Annotated in this window: 16 protein-coding genes; 5 read left to right on the top strand and 11 right to left on the bottom strand. The window is 68.4% G+C overall.

The window, feature by feature from the left end:
* Nucleotides 1-38: 38 nt before the first annotated feature.
* Nucleotides 39-1118 carry a glutamate 5-kinase gene (gene proB / locus ABJK40_RS18535; protein WP_348480149.1) on the bottom strand — a complete coding sequence of 360 codons (1080 nt, stop codon included), beginning with the start codon at nt 1116-1118 and terminating at the stop codon, nt 39-41.
* Nucleotides 1119-1191: 73 nt separating this feature from the next.
* Nucleotides 1192-2448 carry a GTPase ObgE gene (gene obgE / locus ABJK40_RS18530; protein ID WP_348480147.1) on the bottom strand — a complete coding sequence of 419 codons (1257 nt, stop codon included), beginning with the start codon at nt 2446-2448 and terminating at the stop codon, nt 1192-1194.
* Nucleotides 2449-2685: 237 nt separating this feature from the next.
* Between obgE and ABJK40_RS18525 the strand changes: the two genes are divergently transcribed.
* Nucleotides 2686-3792: an HD domain-containing protein gene (locus ABJK40_RS18525; protein ID WP_348480233.1), complete on the top strand. Its 1107-nt coding sequence runs from the start codon at nt 2686-2688 to the stop codon at nt 3790-3792.
* On the opposite strand, the gene ABJK40_RS18520 is transcribed toward ABJK40_RS18525, so the two are convergent.
* From ABJK40_RS18520 to ABJK40_RS18490, 7 genes are all read right to left on the bottom strand, one after another.
* Nucleotides 3785-4204 carry a hypothetical protein gene (locus ABJK40_RS18520; RefSeq protein WP_348480146.1) on the bottom strand — a complete coding sequence of 140 codons (420 nt, stop codon included), beginning with the start codon at nt 4202-4204 and terminating at the stop codon, nt 3785-3787. The genes ABJK40_RS18525 and ABJK40_RS18520 overlap by 8 nt on opposite strands.
* A 12-nt stretch (nt 4205-4216) precedes the next feature.
* Nucleotides 4217-5053 carry a hypothetical protein gene (locus ABJK40_RS18515; protein WP_348510368.1) on the bottom strand — a complete coding sequence of 279 codons (837 nt, stop codon included), beginning with the start codon at nt 5051-5053 and terminating at the stop codon, nt 4217-4219.
* A gap of 97 nt (nt 5054-5150) precedes the next feature.
* Nucleotides 5151-5969, bottom strand: coding sequence for a PIG-L family deacetylase (locus tag ABJK40_RS18510; protein WP_348479285.1), 819 nt, complete (start codon nt 5967-5969; stop codon nt 5151-5153).
* Nucleotides 5970-6031: 62 nt separating this feature from the next.
* Nucleotides 6032-7192 (bottom strand): CaiB/BaiF CoA-transferase family protein, encoded by a 1161-nt coding sequence (locus ABJK40_RS18505; protein ID WP_348479286.1) that lies wholly within the window; start codon nt 7190-7192, stop codon nt 6032-6034.
* Nucleotides 7193-7235: 43 nt separating this feature from the next.
* Nucleotides 7236-8165, bottom strand: coding sequence for an alpha/beta fold hydrolase (locus ABJK40_RS18500; protein ID WP_348479287.1), 930 nt, complete (start codon nt 8163-8165; stop codon nt 7236-7238).
* An 88-nt stretch (nt 8166-8253) separates the two neighbouring features.
* The gene (locus tag ABJK40_RS18495) at nt 8254-8973 is read right to left on the bottom strand and encodes a helical backbone metal receptor (RefSeq protein ID WP_348479288.1); all 720 of its coding nucleotides are present in this window, start codon (nt 8971-8973) and stop codon (nt 8254-8256) included.
* Complete coding sequence (locus ABJK40_RS18490; RefSeq protein ID WP_348479289.1) at nt 8970-9593, bottom strand: PH domain-containing protein; 624 nt, start codon at nt 9591-9593, stop codon at nt 8970-8972. The genes ABJK40_RS18495 and ABJK40_RS18490 overlap by 4 nt, the downstream gene beginning before the upstream one ends.
* 54 nt (nt 9594-9647) lie before the next feature.
* Between ABJK40_RS18490 and ABJK40_RS18485 the strand changes: the two genes are divergently transcribed.
* Together ABJK40_RS18485 and ABJK40_RS18480 are read left to right on the top strand one after the other, a co-directional pair.
* On the top strand, nt 9648-11717 hold the full coding sequence (locus ABJK40_RS18485; RefSeq protein ID WP_348479290.1) for a UvrD-helicase domain-containing protein: 2070 nt from the start codon (nt 9648-9650) through the stop codon (nt 11715-11717).
* A 167-nt stretch (nt 11718-11884) separates the two neighbouring features.
* The gene (locus ABJK40_RS18480) at nt 11885-12082 is read left to right on the top strand and encodes a hypothetical protein (protein ID WP_348479291.1); all 198 of its coding nucleotides are present in this window, start codon (nt 11885-11887) and stop codon (nt 12080-12082) included.
* A gap of 99 nt (nt 12083-12181) precedes the next feature.
* On the opposite strand, the gene ABJK40_RS18475 is transcribed toward ABJK40_RS18480, so the two are convergent.
* Nucleotides 12182-13363, bottom strand: a complete 1182-nt coding sequence (locus tag ABJK40_RS18475) for an acyl-CoA dehydrogenase family protein (RefSeq protein WP_348479292.1) — start codon at nt 13361-13363, stop codon at nt 12182-12184.
* Nucleotides 13364-13451: 88 nt separating this feature from the next.
* On the opposite strand from ABJK40_RS18475, the gene ABJK40_RS18470 reads away from it, so the two are divergent.
* Together ABJK40_RS18470 and ABJK40_RS18465 are read left to right on the top strand one after the other, a co-directional pair.
* The gene (locus ABJK40_RS18470) at nt 13452-14126 is read left to right on the top strand and encodes a DUF2889 domain-containing protein (protein ID WP_348479293.1); all 675 of its coding nucleotides are present in this window, start codon (nt 13452-13454) and stop codon (nt 14124-14126) included.
* Nucleotides 14123-14851: a nitroreductase family protein gene (locus tag ABJK40_RS18465; protein ID WP_348479294.1), complete on the top strand. Its 729-nt coding sequence runs from the start codon at nt 14123-14125 to the stop codon at nt 14849-14851. The genes ABJK40_RS18470 and ABJK40_RS18465 overlap by 4 nt, the downstream gene beginning before the upstream one ends.
* Nucleotides 14852-14859: 8 nt before the next feature.
* Here ABJK40_RS18465 and ABJK40_RS18460 read toward each other — a convergent pair whose 3' ends face one another.
* A complete protein-coding gene (locus ABJK40_RS18460; protein ID WP_348479295.1) occupies nt 14860-15717 on the bottom strand; it encodes an enoyl-CoA hydratase-related protein in 858 nt (285 codons plus the stop codon).
* Nucleotides 15718-15825: the final 108 nt, after the last annotated feature.

Genomic DNA, 15825 nt, shown 5'->3' with positions numbered 1-15825 from the left:
CCCTTCGATCGGTCCCGGCCGGCCGATTCGCCGGTCGTTCAGACGATGACGAGATCGTCGCGGTGGATCACGTGGGACCGACCGTCGGGCAACTCACTCGTGCGACGCCCGACGGCTGCGGTCACGGTGCCCGCCGACATGGAACTGATTCCCCGTCCGAACTCCTCGCCCGTTCCGTCGACGATCCGCACCACGTGCCCGGTCTCGAACGCACCTTCGACGCGCACGACGCCGGCGGGCAACAGACTGTTCGGACGATCCGTGAGGGCGCGACGAGCACCGTCGTCGACCACGATCGACCCGGCGATGTCGGCCGCGAAGGCAATCCACAGCTTGCGCGCCGACAGCGTGCGTGTGTGCGGTTCGAACGTGGTGCCGACCAGTTCGTTCTGCGCCGACCCGGCGAGCACGCCGGGGCGTGACGCACGGGCGATCACGCTGCGGATCCCCGACCACGACGCCATCCGCGCCGACGTGAGCTTGCTGGCCATGCCACCGCTCCCCCGCCCGCTGCCTCCGGCATCGGCCGAGATCGACAGCAGCGGGTCGTCGGACCGCACGAACGGGATCAGCGTCGCGGTCGAGTCCCGACGGGGGTCGGCCGTGAACACCCCGTCCATGTCGGTGAGCAGGACGAGCACGTCGGCACCGACGCTGTTGGCGATCAGGGCCGCGATCCGGTCGTTGTCCCCGTAGCGCAATTCGTCGTTGGCGATCGCGTCGTTCTCGTTGACGACGGGCACCACGCCGAGTTCGAGCAGTCGTTTCATGGTCTGGCGCAGGTGGAGGTACTGCTCGCGGTACACGAAGTCGAACGGGTCGACGAGCAGCTGGGCGCCCACGAGGCCGTGCCGGGCGAACTCGACGTTGTAGGCCTCGACCAGTCGGCTCTGGCCGACCGCGGAGACCGCCTGGATCGTCGCCATGTCGGCGGGCCGCGACGGCATGCCCAGTGCGGCGACGCCGGCGGCGACGGCTCCCGACGAGACGATCACGACCTCGTCGCCTCGGCCACGCAAGGTCGCCACCTCGTCCGCGAGCCGCGAGATCGCTGCGACGTCGATCGCTCCGTTGTCGTCGGTGATCGACGCAGTCCCGATCTTCGCAACGATTCTCACGGCTGCATTCTGCCGTGCGTCGGGCGACTCGGGCGTGGATGCAGCGAGTCGCCGCGTTGACGCAGGGTCCGGGTCAGCGGTCGGGCGCGTAGTCGAAGCTGAATCCGCCGATCCAGATCACGTCGCCCTCCTCCGCGCCGGCCTTGGCCAGCATCTTGGGCACGCCGAGCTTCTCGAGGCGGTAGTCGATGTAGGCGAGCGCCTCGGGTGTGGTGACGTCGTTGAGCGCCACGACTCGCTCCACGTCGCGACCCAGCAGTCGGAACGATCCGTCGTCCTCCCGTGCCACCATGGCGCCGCTCGGCTCCGGGCGGATGACGATCAGCCCGTCCTCGTAGTCGACCGCCTGGCGCGCGTCGTGCACCAGAGCAGCCAGTTGACCGACGAGCGACGACACACCGTCACCGGTGATCGACGACATCACCTGACCGCTCCACTCCATCACCTCGAGGTCACCGTCGACGACCATGTCGGCCTTCGTCCCGATGACGACCCGAGGTCGTTCGAGCAGGTCGGGCTGGTAGTTGCCGAGTTCCTCGAGCAGGATGCGTTGCTGTTCGTTCGGCCAGACCTCGGCAGTCGGAGTGAGATCGATCATCAGACACAGAACGCGTGCCCGCTCGACGTGGCGCAGGAACTGGTGTCCGAGGCCCCTGCCTTCGCTCGCGCCTTCGATCAGACCCGGGATGTCGGCCACGACGAACTCGGTGTCGTCGTCGAGGCGGACGACGCCGAGGTTCGGCTCCAGGGTGGTGAACGGGTAGTCGGCGATCTTCGGCTTGGCCGCCGAGATGACACTGATCAGCGTCGACTTGCCGACGTTCGGAAATCCCACGAGCGCCACGTCGGCCATCAGGCGGAGTTCCAGCTTGAGCCAGCGCTCCTCGCCGTGTTCGCCCTGCTCGGCGAAGCTCGGCGCGCGTCGCTTGTTGGACAGGAACTTGTGGTTGCCACGCCCGCCACGGCCGCCGGCGGCCGCGAGCCACCGGTCTCCCTGGTTGTTCAGTTCGGCGTAGACCTCGCCGGTGTACAGGTCGCTGGCCTTGGTGCCGATCGGAACCTTGATCTCGAGCGACTGACCGCGACGGCCGTGCAGGTCCTTGCCTTTGCCGTGCACGCCGCGCTCGGCCTTGCGGTGCGGGTGGTCCTTGAACGCGAGCAGGGAGGCGACGTTGTGGTCGGCGACCAGCCAGATGTCGCCCCCGTTGCCGCCGTCGCCACCGTTCGGGCCACCCATCACGACGGGACCTTCACGCCGGAAACTGACACAACCGGCGCCGCCGTCGCCGCCCCGCACGTTCAGTTGACACTCGTCGACGAACTGGCTCACCCGTCCAGGCTAGGTCGTCCCGGCCCCCTTCCCAGGCCGACGCGACGACAGTGCGGACGTCGGCGTGCTCGTTCACAGGTGGAGCGACACGGTGTGGGGCCCGGTGTGGGACGCGGTGTGGCGCGCGGTGTGGCGCAGTTGGTCGCGTCGGAGAGTCCGTCCCAATACCATCACCTCGTGGATGACCTGCCGTTCCTGGACGACGCCGTGGAGCGCGCCGACCGATGGGCCTCGACGATGGCGGGGCACGCCGACGACGAGGTGGTGGTCGCTCACGCCGATTCCCACGCGACGGTCGGTGACGCGACGATCCTGACCCGCGAGGCGCGGGAGGAACGCGACGACGAACTGCTCGCCGGTCGCGCGACCAGGGCCGTCGGGGCCGGGAGCCGGGCCCGTGAGGAGGAGCCCGACCCCTACCGCACGTGCTTCGAACGCGATCGGGACCGCATCCTCCACGACTCGTCGTTCCGCCGCCTCGCCGGCAAGACCCAGGTCTTCGTCTTCCCGGGCGACCACCAGCGCAACCGGATGACCCATGCGCTCGAGGTCGCACAGGTCGCCCGCTCCGTGGCGCAGTCGTTGAGTCTCAACGTGCCACTCGTCGAGGCGATGGCCATCGGTCACGACTGCGGGCACGGCCCCGGTGGGCACGCCAGCGAGGACGCACTGTCACCGTTCCTGGAGGAGGGCTTCGACCACGCCCCGTGGGGTGCCGACGTGACGTTGCGTCCGCTCAACCTGTGCGCCGAGACGCTCGACGGGATCCGCAACCACTCGTGGAGTCGGCCCGCGCCACGGACGCCCGAGGGTGAGGTCGTGTCGTGGGCCGACCGGATCGCCTACGTGTGCCACGACTTCGAGGACGCCGTCGCATCGGGGATCGTCACGGCCGAGATGCTTCCCGAACTGGTGGCCGAACGGTGCGGTCGTGACAGGTCGACGCAACTCGGGACGTTCGTTCGGGCGATGGTCACCGCGACCAGGCGCACGGGCAAGATCGGGATGACCCCCGACATCGCCGCTGCGCTGGCGGCGTTCCGCACGTTCAACTACGAGAACATCTACCTGCGACCGGCGAGCACGAAGCAGGCCGACGCGGTGATCTCGTTGCTGCGGGCGCTGGTCGAGCACTACGCCGACCGACCTCACGTGATCCCCGACGCGACGGCGCGGGCGGTCCTGGGTGACGACGTGCCGCTCGGTTTCGTGGAAGCGGGCTCGACGGAGGCGCTGCGTGCAGCGGTGGCCTACGTCGCGGGCATGACCGACCGCTTCGCATGCGAACGCGGTCTCGTGGAACTGGCGTGGAACCCGGCCGATCTCCCGACGGCCGTCACCTGAGCGTCAGCACGGCGGCGAGGGCGGTGAGCCCCTCGAGTTCGTGACTCGGCGTCAGGAACATCGCTCGCAACCCGAGGCCCATGATGAACAGGCTGCCGCACCCGTACAGGAGGTGGAGCTTGTCGGAGATGAACGGGCTGTTGCGATAGCTGTAGAGGATCGCCACCGCGAAGATCGTGCTGAACCCGTAGAGCGCGTGGAACGAGTCGAGTTCGATGTCGTTGCGGTTCACGATCAGTGCACCCACGGCCGCCACCACGAGCGTCGACACCTGTGCCACGCCGGTCGCCCACCACAGCGCCCGGTGTCGAATCGACACGAGGTACTGCGCAGCGAGCGCCCACAGTCCCACGACGGCGTTCGAACCGATCAGGAACCAGGCCGTCCATCGGTGCAGGTCGTTCAGATCCACGAGGCCGCCGGCTCATCCGTCGCAGGGAAGCCCGCCGACGACGACCTCGACGACATCGTCGTCGGCCGTGCCGCTCATCCGGCCGGTGAGGTTGTCGTTGACGTTGAACGACGGCCCGATGAGGTCGTCGCCCTGGAAGAGGGTGATTCCGGGGTACGCGGCGAGCAGGCTCGCCACGCTCGATCCGACGCCGATCTCCTCGGCGGTCTGCAGGCCGGCGGGCTCCGCGGTGGCCGATCCTTCGCGTCCGTAGAAGTACGCGTAGAAATGGTCGCGCCCCTGGACGACGTCGGACGCGTCACCGAACTCGAGTTGCAACTGGTTCCAGTCGACCCGCCGGATCCGTGTGCCGCTGCACGCCCCGATCTCGAACGGATCCACCCAGCCCGTGTCGGCCGTCGGCGCACCGAGCACGCTGGTGAGGAACGTGATCGTCTGCTCCGGTTCGGTACCGAAGGGAACCGCTCCGAGTCCGTCCGGCCCGAGGACGAAGTCTCCTCCGACCGACGCCGGTGCGGGATCGGTGGGGGCGGGTGCCGAGGGTTCCGGAGCGGAGGTCACCGGATCCGGGACCGACCCCAGGGTGGTGGGCGCCGCCGTCGATGGCGGCGTGGCCACGGTGGTGTCGACGTCGGAGGTGGGAGCGGTCGGACCGGAATCCTCGGTGCCGTCGGTCGTCGGTGGTTCGACGACTCCGTCGCCCTCGTCGAACACGGGCGCCTCCGTCGTCGAGGTGATCAGCGTGATCTCGGGCACGGTGGCATCTGCGTCGTCGGACCCGCCGCCACCGCACGCGACGAGTGCGATCGACACCGCGGTCGCCAACACGAGAATCGGTCGAGATGTCATCGCTTCATCATGCACGACGCCGCACACACCGACGCGGACGCTCGACGATGTCGACCCGGCGTCGACGCCGCCTCGACGCCCGCGCCGGACGCGCCGATCACTCGAAGATCCAACCGTCCCGATGGGGAGGCGTGCGGTCGGCCTCGATGAACCACTCGCGACCGAAGGCCATGGCGAACACCTCGTCGGGCATCTCGAGGAAGAACGACGAGTCGGTGATCTGACTGCGATGGCAGCGCATCGATGCGCGCTTGGCGGCGGAGCGGTCCGTGACGTCGACGCACAGCGTCAACACCTCCTCCGGTTCGCCGAACGGGTTGCCGTCGTCGGCGGGGCCCCCGGGGTCGAAGTCGTCGTCGCTGTCCTCGTCGGGGGAACCCATGGCGACGCCCGATTCGCGGGCGGCCGTGATCATGGCGACCATCGCGTCGCGGTTGGACGTCGCCTGCATCGTGCGCATGGGGTGCTCCACCATCTCGGCGGCGCGCGTGCCGACGACGTGCACCTTCACATGGTCGGGGTGGCCGTAGGTGCCGTGCCAGTCGTAGTGGGTGAACACGTCGGCGCGCTCCTCGGTGAGGATGTCTGCGACACGCCGGGCAGCAGCATCGACGTCGGCCTGGTGGAACGATTCGGGATCGGTGTTGCCGGCCCAACCCGTCATGCCCGAGTCGCGGTAGTCGAGCATCACCACGCGGGCGATGCCGAGGGCCTGAGCTGATGCCTCGGTCTCGGCTCGCCGCCGGTCCGCGAGCGTCTCGCCGTCGCCGAGGTCGTCGGGCACCTCACCGAACTCGCCGTTGGTGGCCACGACGAGGACCACCCGGTGACCCTCGTCGGCGGCACGACGCATGGTCCCGCCGGTGGAGATGCACTCGTCGTCGGGGTGGGCGTGCAGACAGACCAGTGTTCCCATGGCGGTCAGTCTGCCAGCAGCTGCGTCGTGAGACGCTCGACGGCTCGCGGCGTTCGGCTCGTTCAGTCCGCGTGGCGGACGGCGCCGGATTCGACGAGCGCATCCACACGATCTGGTGCGATCCCCCAGTCGGACAACACTTCACGCGTGTGCTCGCCTGGCCAGGCGGGTGCCGACGCGATCTCGTTGGCGGTGCGACTGAACCGGGGCGCAGGCGCCGGCTGGGTGACCCCGGCGACCTCGACGAACGTCTCGCGTTCGACGTTGTGCGGGTGGGCTGCGGCCTCGGACATCGTGAGGACGGGAGCAAAGCACACGTCGGTGTGCTCCATGATCTCGCACCACTCGTCACGCGTCCTGGTCGCGAAGATCTCCGTGAGGCGTTCCTTCAGTTCGACCCACTCACCCTGATCCATCTGCTTGGCGAACTGCTCGTCGTCGGAGAGGCCGGTGAGTCGGAGCAGTTCGGCGTAGAACTGCGGCTCGATCGAGCCGATGGAGATGTACTCGCCGTCGCTGCACTGGTAGACGTCGTAGAAGTGGGCGCCGGTGTCGAGCAGGTTGGTCCCGCGTGCGTTCTCGTCGAAGATGCCCATCGAGTTGAACGCCCAGAACATCGACATCAACACCGCCGAGCCGTCGACCATGGCCGTGTCCACGACCTGACCCTCGCCGCTCTTCGACGCCTCCAGCAGTGCAGCGACCACGCCGAGGGCGAGGAACATGCCGCCGCCGCCGAAGTCGCCCACCATGTTCAGCGGAGGCGTCGGACCTTCCCCGCGCCGACCGAAGTGGGCGAGGGCGCCGGCGAGCGAGATGTAGTTGATGTCGTGCCCGGCGGCCTGGCTGTAGGGGCCGGTCTGGCCCCATCCGGTCATGCGACCGAACACGAGCTTCGGGTTGCGCTCGAGGCACACGTCGGGACCGATGCCGAGCCGTTCCATCACGCCCGGCCGGAAGCCTTCGATGAGTGCGTCGGCATGCTCCACGAGGTCGAGCAGGGTGGCCACGCCGTCGGGGTGCTTCAGATCGATCGCGACGTTGCGCCGACCGCGCAGCAGGATGTCGCCGTGGGCCTGGTCGGGCGCGGGCCCGCGTACCGCCCCCGCGCGTTCGACGCGGATCACCTCGGCGCCGAGGTCGGCGAGCAGCATCGCTGCGAACGGGCCCGGCCCGATCCCTGCGATCTCGATGATGCGATGTCCTGCGAGTGGTCCTGGCATGTGGTGACTCCTGTGTCGTGTGGTCGGCGAGGAACGATCGGGGTCAGGCCCCGGCCGACCCCGGGGTGAGGGTGCTGGCGGTGGTACTGGACGTCGAGGTGGACGTGCGGATGTGGCCGCCGATGGCTTCGGCGAACACGGGCCACAGTGGCCGGGGCAGGTCGTGGCCCATGTCCGCGAGGACGAGCAGCTTCGATCCTGGGATCAGCTCGGCCGTGGCTTCGCCTCCCCCAGGGGTGATGAGCGTGTCGTCGCGCCCGTGGATCACGAGCGTCGGCACGTCGAGCATGCGCAGCGCATCGGACCGGTCACCGCTCGCGTAGATCGCCGCGAGCTGACGGGTGGCGCCCTGCGGATGGAACATGCGGTCGAAGTCGGCGGCGGCGCGCTGCCGGATCGCATCGAGGTCGACGTACTTCTTCGACGCCCAGACCGCTCCGCGAGTCGACGCGTCGATGTAGGCCTCGCGCTCCGATGGGGGTGCTGCGAGCAGCGCCTCACGGGCTTCGGGCGTGGGTGCTCCGACACGCGGCGCGCCGGTGCTGGACATGATCGACGTGAGGCTGGCCACGCGACCCGGGTGCTCGATCGCCATGGTCTGCACGATCATCCCGCCCATCGACACGCCGGCAATGTGCGCACGCTCGACGCCCAGGTGGTCGAGCAGGCCGATGCCGTCGGCGGCCATGTGCGACAGCGTGTAGGGCACGTCGGGAACCGGCTCGCCGGCCATCATCGCCGTGAGCACCTTCATCGGCTGGGCCGATCCCTCGAGCTTGGAGGACAGCCCGACGTCGCGGTTGTCGAAGCGCACGACGTGCAGGTGCTGTGCCGCCAGTCGTTCGCACAGCGCCGCGTCCCACCCGCTCATCTGGCTCGTGTACCCGCACACGAGCAACAGCGTGGGATCGGACGGATCACCGAAGGTCTCGTACTCGAGTTCGATCCCCGTCGACAGTGCAGCTCGCGGCATGCGCCGATCATGACAGAGGCGGGCATCGTCACCGAAGCCCGGACCGTTGCAGCCGGAGCCGACACGTCGGGGCGAGTCCACGGGGTGGTCAGTGCGTCGACGGGGGCGCGAGTTCTCGGGCCAACCGATCCAGTGCAGCCGGGGTCCGGATCCCCCACCAGAACAGGTCCTGCCCGTCGACGCGGACGATCGACGCCGCGGGCATCGCGTCCGCGATCTCCGACAGGTGGCCGTCGTCGAACTCGTACGGCTCGCTCGGGACGATCACGACGTCGGGTGCAGCATCGGCCACGTCGACGAGGTCGACGGTCGGATACGCGTCGTCGCCGAACTGCAGGACATCGAAGCCCAGCGCGTCGAGCAGCGACGCACCGTACGTGGCACGCCCGATCGTCATCCACGGCCTCCTCCAGATCGGCACGAACGCAGTGCTCCTCCCGGGCACGGGGCGGGTGACGTTCACGGTCGACGGCACGCGCACGGCGTGTCCGGTGGCATCGACACCGGCGGCCGCGGCGAGGTCGTCGACGACGGCGAAGGCGGTCGCGAGGTCGGTCACGTCGGACACGAAGACCGCGACGCCGGCCGCGACGAGTGCATCGTGGTCCTCGATCCGGTTCTCCTCACGGTCGAGCACCACGAGATCGGGTCCCAGGTCGACGATCGCCCCGATGTCGGGGTTCTTCGATCCACCGACGTGAGCGATGTGCGGTTGCTCGCAGTACTTCGTACACGCGACGACCTGCGCGCCGAGAGCCAGCAGCGTCTCGGTGCTCGACGGGACGAGGCTGACGATCCGGAGGCTCAACTGCCGAGCAGCTTGTCCTTCTGCGCCTGGAACTCCTGAGCGGTCAGGCTGCCACGTTCGAGCATGCCTTCGAGCTTCTCCAGCTGTGAGGCGACATCGGTTCCGGTGGTCCCCGAGATGGTGAAACGGCGGGCCTCGTTCGATTCCATCTGTGTGTGGATCTCGCGCTGGACCCGGTCGGGGTTGTGGATGTCCGTGAAGAGCTGCTGGCCGTCCTCGCCGCCGGATTCGATGATCAGGTCGCCGGCGCCGAGCATCCGCTCGAACACGGACTGGTTGAAGTGCACGGTGTTGACGCGCTCGAGCGGGATCTCGACGCCACGCTTCGCGACGACGCCCTCGCGGAAGATCAGGCGATCCGACGTGATCACGAAGTTGGTCGTGGCCCACCTCATGTACCGACCGATCAGCCAGAGGACCGACAGCACGAGGAAGACCAGCGAGAGCCAGCCCATGATGTTGCGTCCCGTGGTCCCCGGATCCGTGATCACCAGCGTCAGGATCCCGAAGGCGATCGACGCGATGAGCGTGCCGACCGGCTTGGAGTAGTACCACCAGTGCGGATGGAGATCGACGGCGACCTCCTCGTGCGGGTTGAGCAGCTTGCGCGGGTACGGCATGAGCACAACGTACTTCGCAGCGACCGCACGCGGTGTACCTCGTACGATGACCGCGTGGACGCGGATGCGCTGATTGCCGATCTGGACCTCGACCAGCGCGCAGCCGTCACGACCGAATCGCATCTCGTCGCCGTCATCGCCGGCGCCGGTGCGGGCAAGACGCGGGTCCTCACGCGGCGTATCGCCCACCGCATCGCCACGGGTGACGCCGATGCACGCCACACGCTTGCCCTCACCTTCACGCGGGAGGCGGCAGGCGAGTTGCGCCGACGCCTCCACCGTCTCGGGCTACGCGACCACGTCGAGGCCGGAACGTTCCACTCCGTGATGCTCTCCGTGCTGCGCCAGCGGTGGACCGACACCGAGCGGCGCCCGAAGACGCTGGTGTCGGATCGGCGACGACTGATCCGCGACGCCCAGCGCGACGACGACATCGCAGGGGGGCGCCAACTCGTCGAGGTCGGCAACGAGGAGATCTCGTGGGCGATGGCCCGCGGGATCCCGAGCGAGCGCTACGCGGCTCTCGCTCGGCGAGCGGGTCGGCGTCCCGCCGGCGGGATCGACGCAGCCGGCGCCGTCTTCGCGAGCTACGAACGCCTCAAGCGCTCGCGCGGCGTGATCGACTTCGACGACGTCCTGCTCGACGTGCTGCACGACGCCGAGCGAGATGTCGAGTTCGCCGATGCGCTCCGCTGGCGGTTCCGACACCTCCTCGTCGACGAGGCCCAGGACCTGAACCCGGTGCAGCATCGACTGATCGACGTGCTGCGCGCCGGTCGTGACGACGTGTTCCTGGTCGGGGACCCCGCCCAAGCGGTCTACGGCTTCAACGGCGCCGATCCGGCTCTGCTCGTGCAGGTCGAGACGAAGTTTCCCGGTGTCGAGGTGATCCGGCTTCCGGTGAACCACCGCTGCACCCCGCAGATCGTGCGTGCCGGGGCCCACGTCCTGAGTGAGGGAGGTCAGCCCACCGAGATCCGGTCTGCGCGTGACGATGGGCGATCGGTGGAGGTCGCCTCGTCGCCGGACGAACACACCGAGGCGGCCATGATCGCCACCCGCATCGCTCAGGACGATCCCAACCTGATCCGCGCCGGCAATGTCGCCGTGCTCGTGCGAACGAACGCGCAACTCGACGTGGTGGAGTCGGCGCTGATCGAGCGGGGCATGTCGGTGCGGCGATCGGCGAACGCGAGCAACTCGCCGCTGCAGGCAGCCATGCGCGTGGCGTCGTCGAGCACGTCGGCGTCGGGGCTCCGAGCGTGGGCCCACGACACACTCGACGACATCGCATCCCTCCGCGCCGCCGAGGCCAAGCTCGCAGACCTCGAGCAACACGCCGTCGAAAGCCGACGTTCATCGGCGGCGTCGCGGCGGCCGCCAGCTGCTCTCTCGACGCGGATGGCCGAGGCCCGGGCCGAAGTGGCCCGCACCGAGGCGGATCGACGAGTGGCCACCACGTTGCTCGATTTCCTCCGCGACCAACCGCGAGGCGACGGTGCGGAGTTCCGGTCCTGGGTGGCCACCACGAACCCGTTCGACGATCGCTCCACCGACGGTGTCGAACTCCTGACGTTCCATGCCGCGAAGGGACGGGAGTGGCACACCGTGTTCGTGGCCGGTGTCGAGACGAGCCTGATGCCCCACAAGTCGGCCACCACGTCGACCGAACGTGCCGAGGAGGCGCGCCTGCTCTACGTCGCCACGACACGGGCAACCGACAGACTCGTGTTCTCGTTCGCCGAACGCCGGGCCGGATACGCCCGACAGATCTCGCCCTATCTCGCCTCGATCGATGTGAGCACGCCGGAACCCGTCGCGCCGCCGGCCGGATTGCGGCGTGGACGCCAGTCGGGTGACCTCGTCCTCGAGCGGCTGACCGAGTGGAGAGCCGGCGCAGCGCGACGGGTGCGGGTGGTGCCCGCTCAGATCCTGAGCGACCGCGACCTGAACAAGCTCGCTGTCGCGCGCCCGAAGTCCGCCGAGGAGATCGACGAGATCACCGAGATCGGTCTCCTGACCGCACGACGTCTCGCTCCCGACGTGCTGCCGATCGTCGACCCGTCGTCCGGCAGATCGGTGCGGGACGACGTCGCACGGCTCGGCGTCGAGACGGACTCCTGAATCGACACGTCCGAGCCAGTGGCACCGTCGGATCACTCGACACGGAGAGCGGCGTCGTCGACGCCCTCCGTGGTCGAAGTGCTACGGTCGAGCGAGGAAATCCGTGCGGGCGGAGAACTGGTGCTGATGTGCGAGAGCGAAAGACACGAACGACGTCGATCGTCGCGATGGGCGCACTGGTGGTCGAGGCCGCCTCGTTGATCGGTCTCGCCATCGCGGCGATCAACGCGCCGATCGTCCCTCCCACGGCGGGCGCGGACGACGGCGGCCGCTCCGCGGAAGACGCCGATCACCCACGTTCGCTCCGGCGGCGTGACCGTCGACGTCACGAGGAGCAACGGTCGAACGACGTCGCGGTGGCCTGAGCGGACGCAACGAACCAACGGCTGTCGAGCCGCTTCCGGCGACCACTCACTCGACGAACGAGGCGAACCGGGTGCGTTGCACGCGCCTCGGGATCGACGTCAGAGACCGAGGTCCTTCGCGATGATCGTCTTCATCACCTCGGTCGTGCCGCCGTAGATCGACGTCACACGTGCGTCGGCGTAGTTCCTGGCGATCGGGTACTCGGTCATGTACCCGTATCCCCCGAACAACTGGAGGCACCGATCGGCTGCGCGCAGTTGGAGTTCGGTGCACCAGTACTTGGCCTGGGCGGCGTCGGCAGGGCTCAACGTGCCCGCATTGAGTGCCAGGACGCACTGGTCGACGTACGCCTGAGCGATGTCGACCTCGGTCCTCACCTCGGCGAGGACGAACTTCGTGTTCTGGAACGCAGAGATCGGCTGTCCGAACGCCGTGCGCTCACGCACGTACTCCAGTGTCCAGCCGAGTGCGGCTCGCGCCGAGGCGACGCCGGTGATCGCGATCGACAGGCGCTCCTGCGCGAGATTGGCCGTGAGGTAGCGGAAACCGCTCCCCTCCTCGCCGAGCAGATTGGTCGCAGGGACGCGGACGTCGGTGAAGAACAACTCGGCGGTGTCCTGGCTGTGCATCCCGATCTTGTCGAGGTTCCTGCCGCGCTCGAAACCCGACATGCCGCGCTCCACGACCAGCAGCGACACGCCGGCGTGGCGCTGGGTCGGGTCGGTCTTGGCCGCCACGATCACGAGGTCCGCATTGATCCCGTTCGTGATGAAGGTCTTGGAGCCGTTGAGCACGTATTCGTCGCCGTCACGAATGGCGGTCGACGCGATGCCGGCGAGATCGGACCCGGTTCCCGGTTCGGTCATTGCGATGGCCGTGACCAGTTCGCCCGACGCGATGCCCGGGAGCCACCGGTGCGACTGTTCGTCGTTCAGGTACTCGACGAAGTACGGCGTGGTGATGTCGTTGTGCAGGGTGAGACCGAGACCTGCTCCTCCGATTCCGGCGGCGGCGAGCTCCTCCGCGATCACCTGGTTGAACCGGAAGTCGGAGGTGCCTCCGCCGCCGAACTCCTCCGCGATGGCCATCCCGACGAAGCCGTACTCGCCCGCCCGCGCGTAGAGGTCGTGGGGAGCGATACCCGCTTCCTCCCACTCCACGTAGTGGGGTGAGATCTCTGCTGCGACGAACGCGGCGAACGACGATCTGAACGCCTCGTGCTCGTCGTCGAAGATCGGGCGGGGTGTGTCGGTCCGGGCGGCGGGAGTCTGCGAGGTCACGATGCGACGTTAGGTCGTGCAGCGCCCGAGCGAGCCAGCGACACCACTCGATTGCGGATCGCCGCCGTCGCTCTGATTGCATCGGACCATGACGCTGCTCGACACCGAGTCGTTCGACGACCGATCGATCCTGCCTCCACCGCCCGACGGTGCCGAGGCGATCCTCCACGACCGCGAGTACCGGGTGCGGGCGTTCCGACTGTCCGCCGACCGCATCGTGCTCCAGGGTGCCGTCCGCGACCAGAAGCCACCGGGGTTGTACCTGCGCGACGATCCCGACCCACTGACCGTGCACCACATGAAGCTCTCGGTCGAGGTGGCGTTCCCGTCGCTCGAGATCGAGTCGGTCACGACCCACTTCGAGTCCCACCCTCACGACGAGTGCCCGCAGATCACCGGCCGCTACGACGGGTTGATCGGGCTCTCGATCGCCCGCGGCTTCACGAAGAAGGTCGCGGCGCTGTTCGGCGGGCCACGTGGTTGCACCCACGTCACGGCCCTCCTGTACGCCATGGCGCCCGTCGCGATGCAGTGCTTCTGGTCGATGAAGGCCGCATCCGCAGTGCTCGACGGGCGGGACAACCCGATGTTCGACGCCGACAGCGACGAGCGTGACGACATGTGGCGCTCCATCGTGAACACCTGCCACATCTGGGACGAGAACGGACCGGAGGTCGCCGCCCGAGAAGCGGGCGCTCCCCATGGCATCCCGGTCTTCCTGCGGGGTCGCCTCGCGGAGCTCGGCCGGATGTCCGAACAGTGAGCGGGTCCGACGACGTCGAGGGCGCAGTCGACAGCACCGAGAGCGTGGGGTTGCTCGACGGGCTCGCCACGACGCGCACGATCCGCCGGTACACCGACGATCCGGTGCCCGACGACGCGCTGCGGGCGATGATGTTCGCCGCCACCCGAGCGCCCAGCGGCTCCAACCGGCAACCATTCCGGATGCTCGTGCTGACCGACGGACCCAAGGCCGTGTCTGCCAAGCGGATCATCGGCGACGCAGCACGCGATGCGTGGTCCGCCAAGCGGACCCGAGATTCCTACGATTCGGGGTCGGGCACCGTCGAGGACTCACCGAAGGCACGCATGGCGCGCGTGATGCAGGAGTACGTGGACACGTTCGAGTCCGTGCCGGTACTCGTCCTGCCGTGTCTCCAGCGTTACCGCGAGCCGAACCCGCTGGAGGGAGCGTCGGTCTTCCCCGCCGTCCAGAACCTGCTGCTGGCCGCACGCGCCCTCGGTTTCGGAGGTGCGCTGACCGCCTGGCATGCAGCGGTGGAGGACGAGTTGCGCTCGCTGTTGGACATCCCCGACGACGTGTTCATCGCCGGAACGGTCACGATCGGCAGACCTGCAGGTGCGCACGGTCCCGTGCGGCGGCGCCCGATGCGCGAACTGGTCTTCTCCGACTCGTGGGGAGCGTGCGTCGACTGGGAGGACCCACCCGGCACGCGATTCACGTCAGCCGGACCACCGTCGCGCTGACCCGGAACTCAGTCGTCGCCGATGCGGGCGAACTCGGGTGCTCGCTTCTCGAGGAACGACGTGACACCCTCCCGGAAGTCGGGCCGACCGAAACTCTCACCCATCAACTGACCGGCATGGCGCTCCGCGGCGCCCAGCCCGACGTACAGCTCGGTGTAGACCTGGCGCTTCATGACGGCGATCGACGCAGGCGAGCAACGCTGCGCGAGGTTCGTGATGTACTCGTTGCACCAGGGCAGCAGTTCGTCCGGTTCGACGACTTCGTTCAGGAGACCGAGCGAGCGGGCCTCCTCCCCCGTCACCCGTCGCGACGACATCAGAAGGTCGAGTGCGACGGCTGGGCCGACCAGGCGCGGCAGGAGAAAGCTGAGGCCCCACTCGGCGATCAGTCCCCGCTGGGCGAAAGCGGTCAGGAAGAGCGAGTTCGGGGTTCCGATCCGCATGTCGCAGCACAGCGAGAACGGATAGGCCATTCCGGCGACCGCACCGTTCACCGCCGCGATGATCGGCTTGTCGATCGTCAACAGGAACGGGAACTGCCCGGTGAACTCACCGTCCTGATCCGTCGGCTCCTGTCCTCCCGCAGCAGCGATCAGATCGCCGCTCGCACCGTCGCCGTCCTCGCTCGAGGCGCCGGAGCCCGCCGACGACAGATCGTCGAGCGTGTTCATGTCGGCACCGGCGCAGAAAGCCCGTCCCCTACCGGTGATCACGATCCCGACGACCCGTCGGTCGCTCGCCGCACGCGACAGCGCATCGTCGACCTCCTTGCCCATCGCACCGGTCCATGCGTTCAACGCTTCGGGTCGGTTCAGTGTGATGGTGGCCACGGGGTCGGTGACGTCGTACTCGATCTGTTCGTACACGCCTCCGACTGTGTCACGGTCGAGGGCGGCGTCTCCAACCGGACGTCGCAGCGCGGGCCCCGGCGACCCGATCCACCCCGCCTTCGTCGTCGGCGAGGGATGATGGAC

This window comes from Ilumatobacter sp. (assembly GCF_039969435.1).
Taxonomy (GTDB): Bacteria; Actinomycetota; Acidimicrobiia; order Acidimicrobiales; family Ilumatobacteraceae; genus Ilumatobacter_A.
Note: the sequence above shows the minus strand (reverse complement) of the source record. Positions and strands in the feature narration are given on the sequence as shown.

Bases quoted from the DNA above. Each gene is read 5' to 3' on its own strand.
- ABJK40_RS18525 (WP_348480233.1), top strand. From the start codon at position 2,686: ATGGCGGGGCACGCCGACGACGAGGTGGTGGTCGCTCACGCCGATTCC.
- ABJK40_RS18515 (WP_348510368.1), bottom strand. From the start codon at position 5,053: ATGACATCTCGACCGATTCTCGTGTTGGCGACCGCGGTGTCGATCGCA.
- ABJK40_RS18510 (WP_348479285.1), bottom strand. From the start codon at position 5,969: ATGGGAACACTGGTCTGTCTGCACGCCCACCCCGACGACGAGTGCATC.
- ABJK40_RS18505 (WP_348479286.1), bottom strand. From the start codon at position 7,192: ATGCCAGGACCACTCGCAGGACATCGCATCATCGAGATCGCAGGGATC.
- ABJK40_RS18500 (WP_348479287.1), bottom strand. From the start codon at position 8,165: ATGCCGCGAGCTGCACTGTCGACGGGGATCGAACTCGAGTACGAGACC.
- ABJK40_RS18490 (WP_348479289.1), bottom strand. From the start codon at position 9,593: ATGCCGTACCCGCGCAAGCTGCTCAACCCGCACGAGGAGGTCGCCGTC.
- ABJK40_RS18480 (WP_348479291.1), top strand. From the start codon at position 11,885: ATGGGCGCACTGGTGGTCGAGGCCGCCTCGTTGATCGGTCTCGCCATC.
- ABJK40_RS18470 (WP_348479293.1), top strand. From the start codon at position 13,452: ATGACGCTGCTCGACACCGAGTCGTTCGACGACCGATCGATCCTGCCT.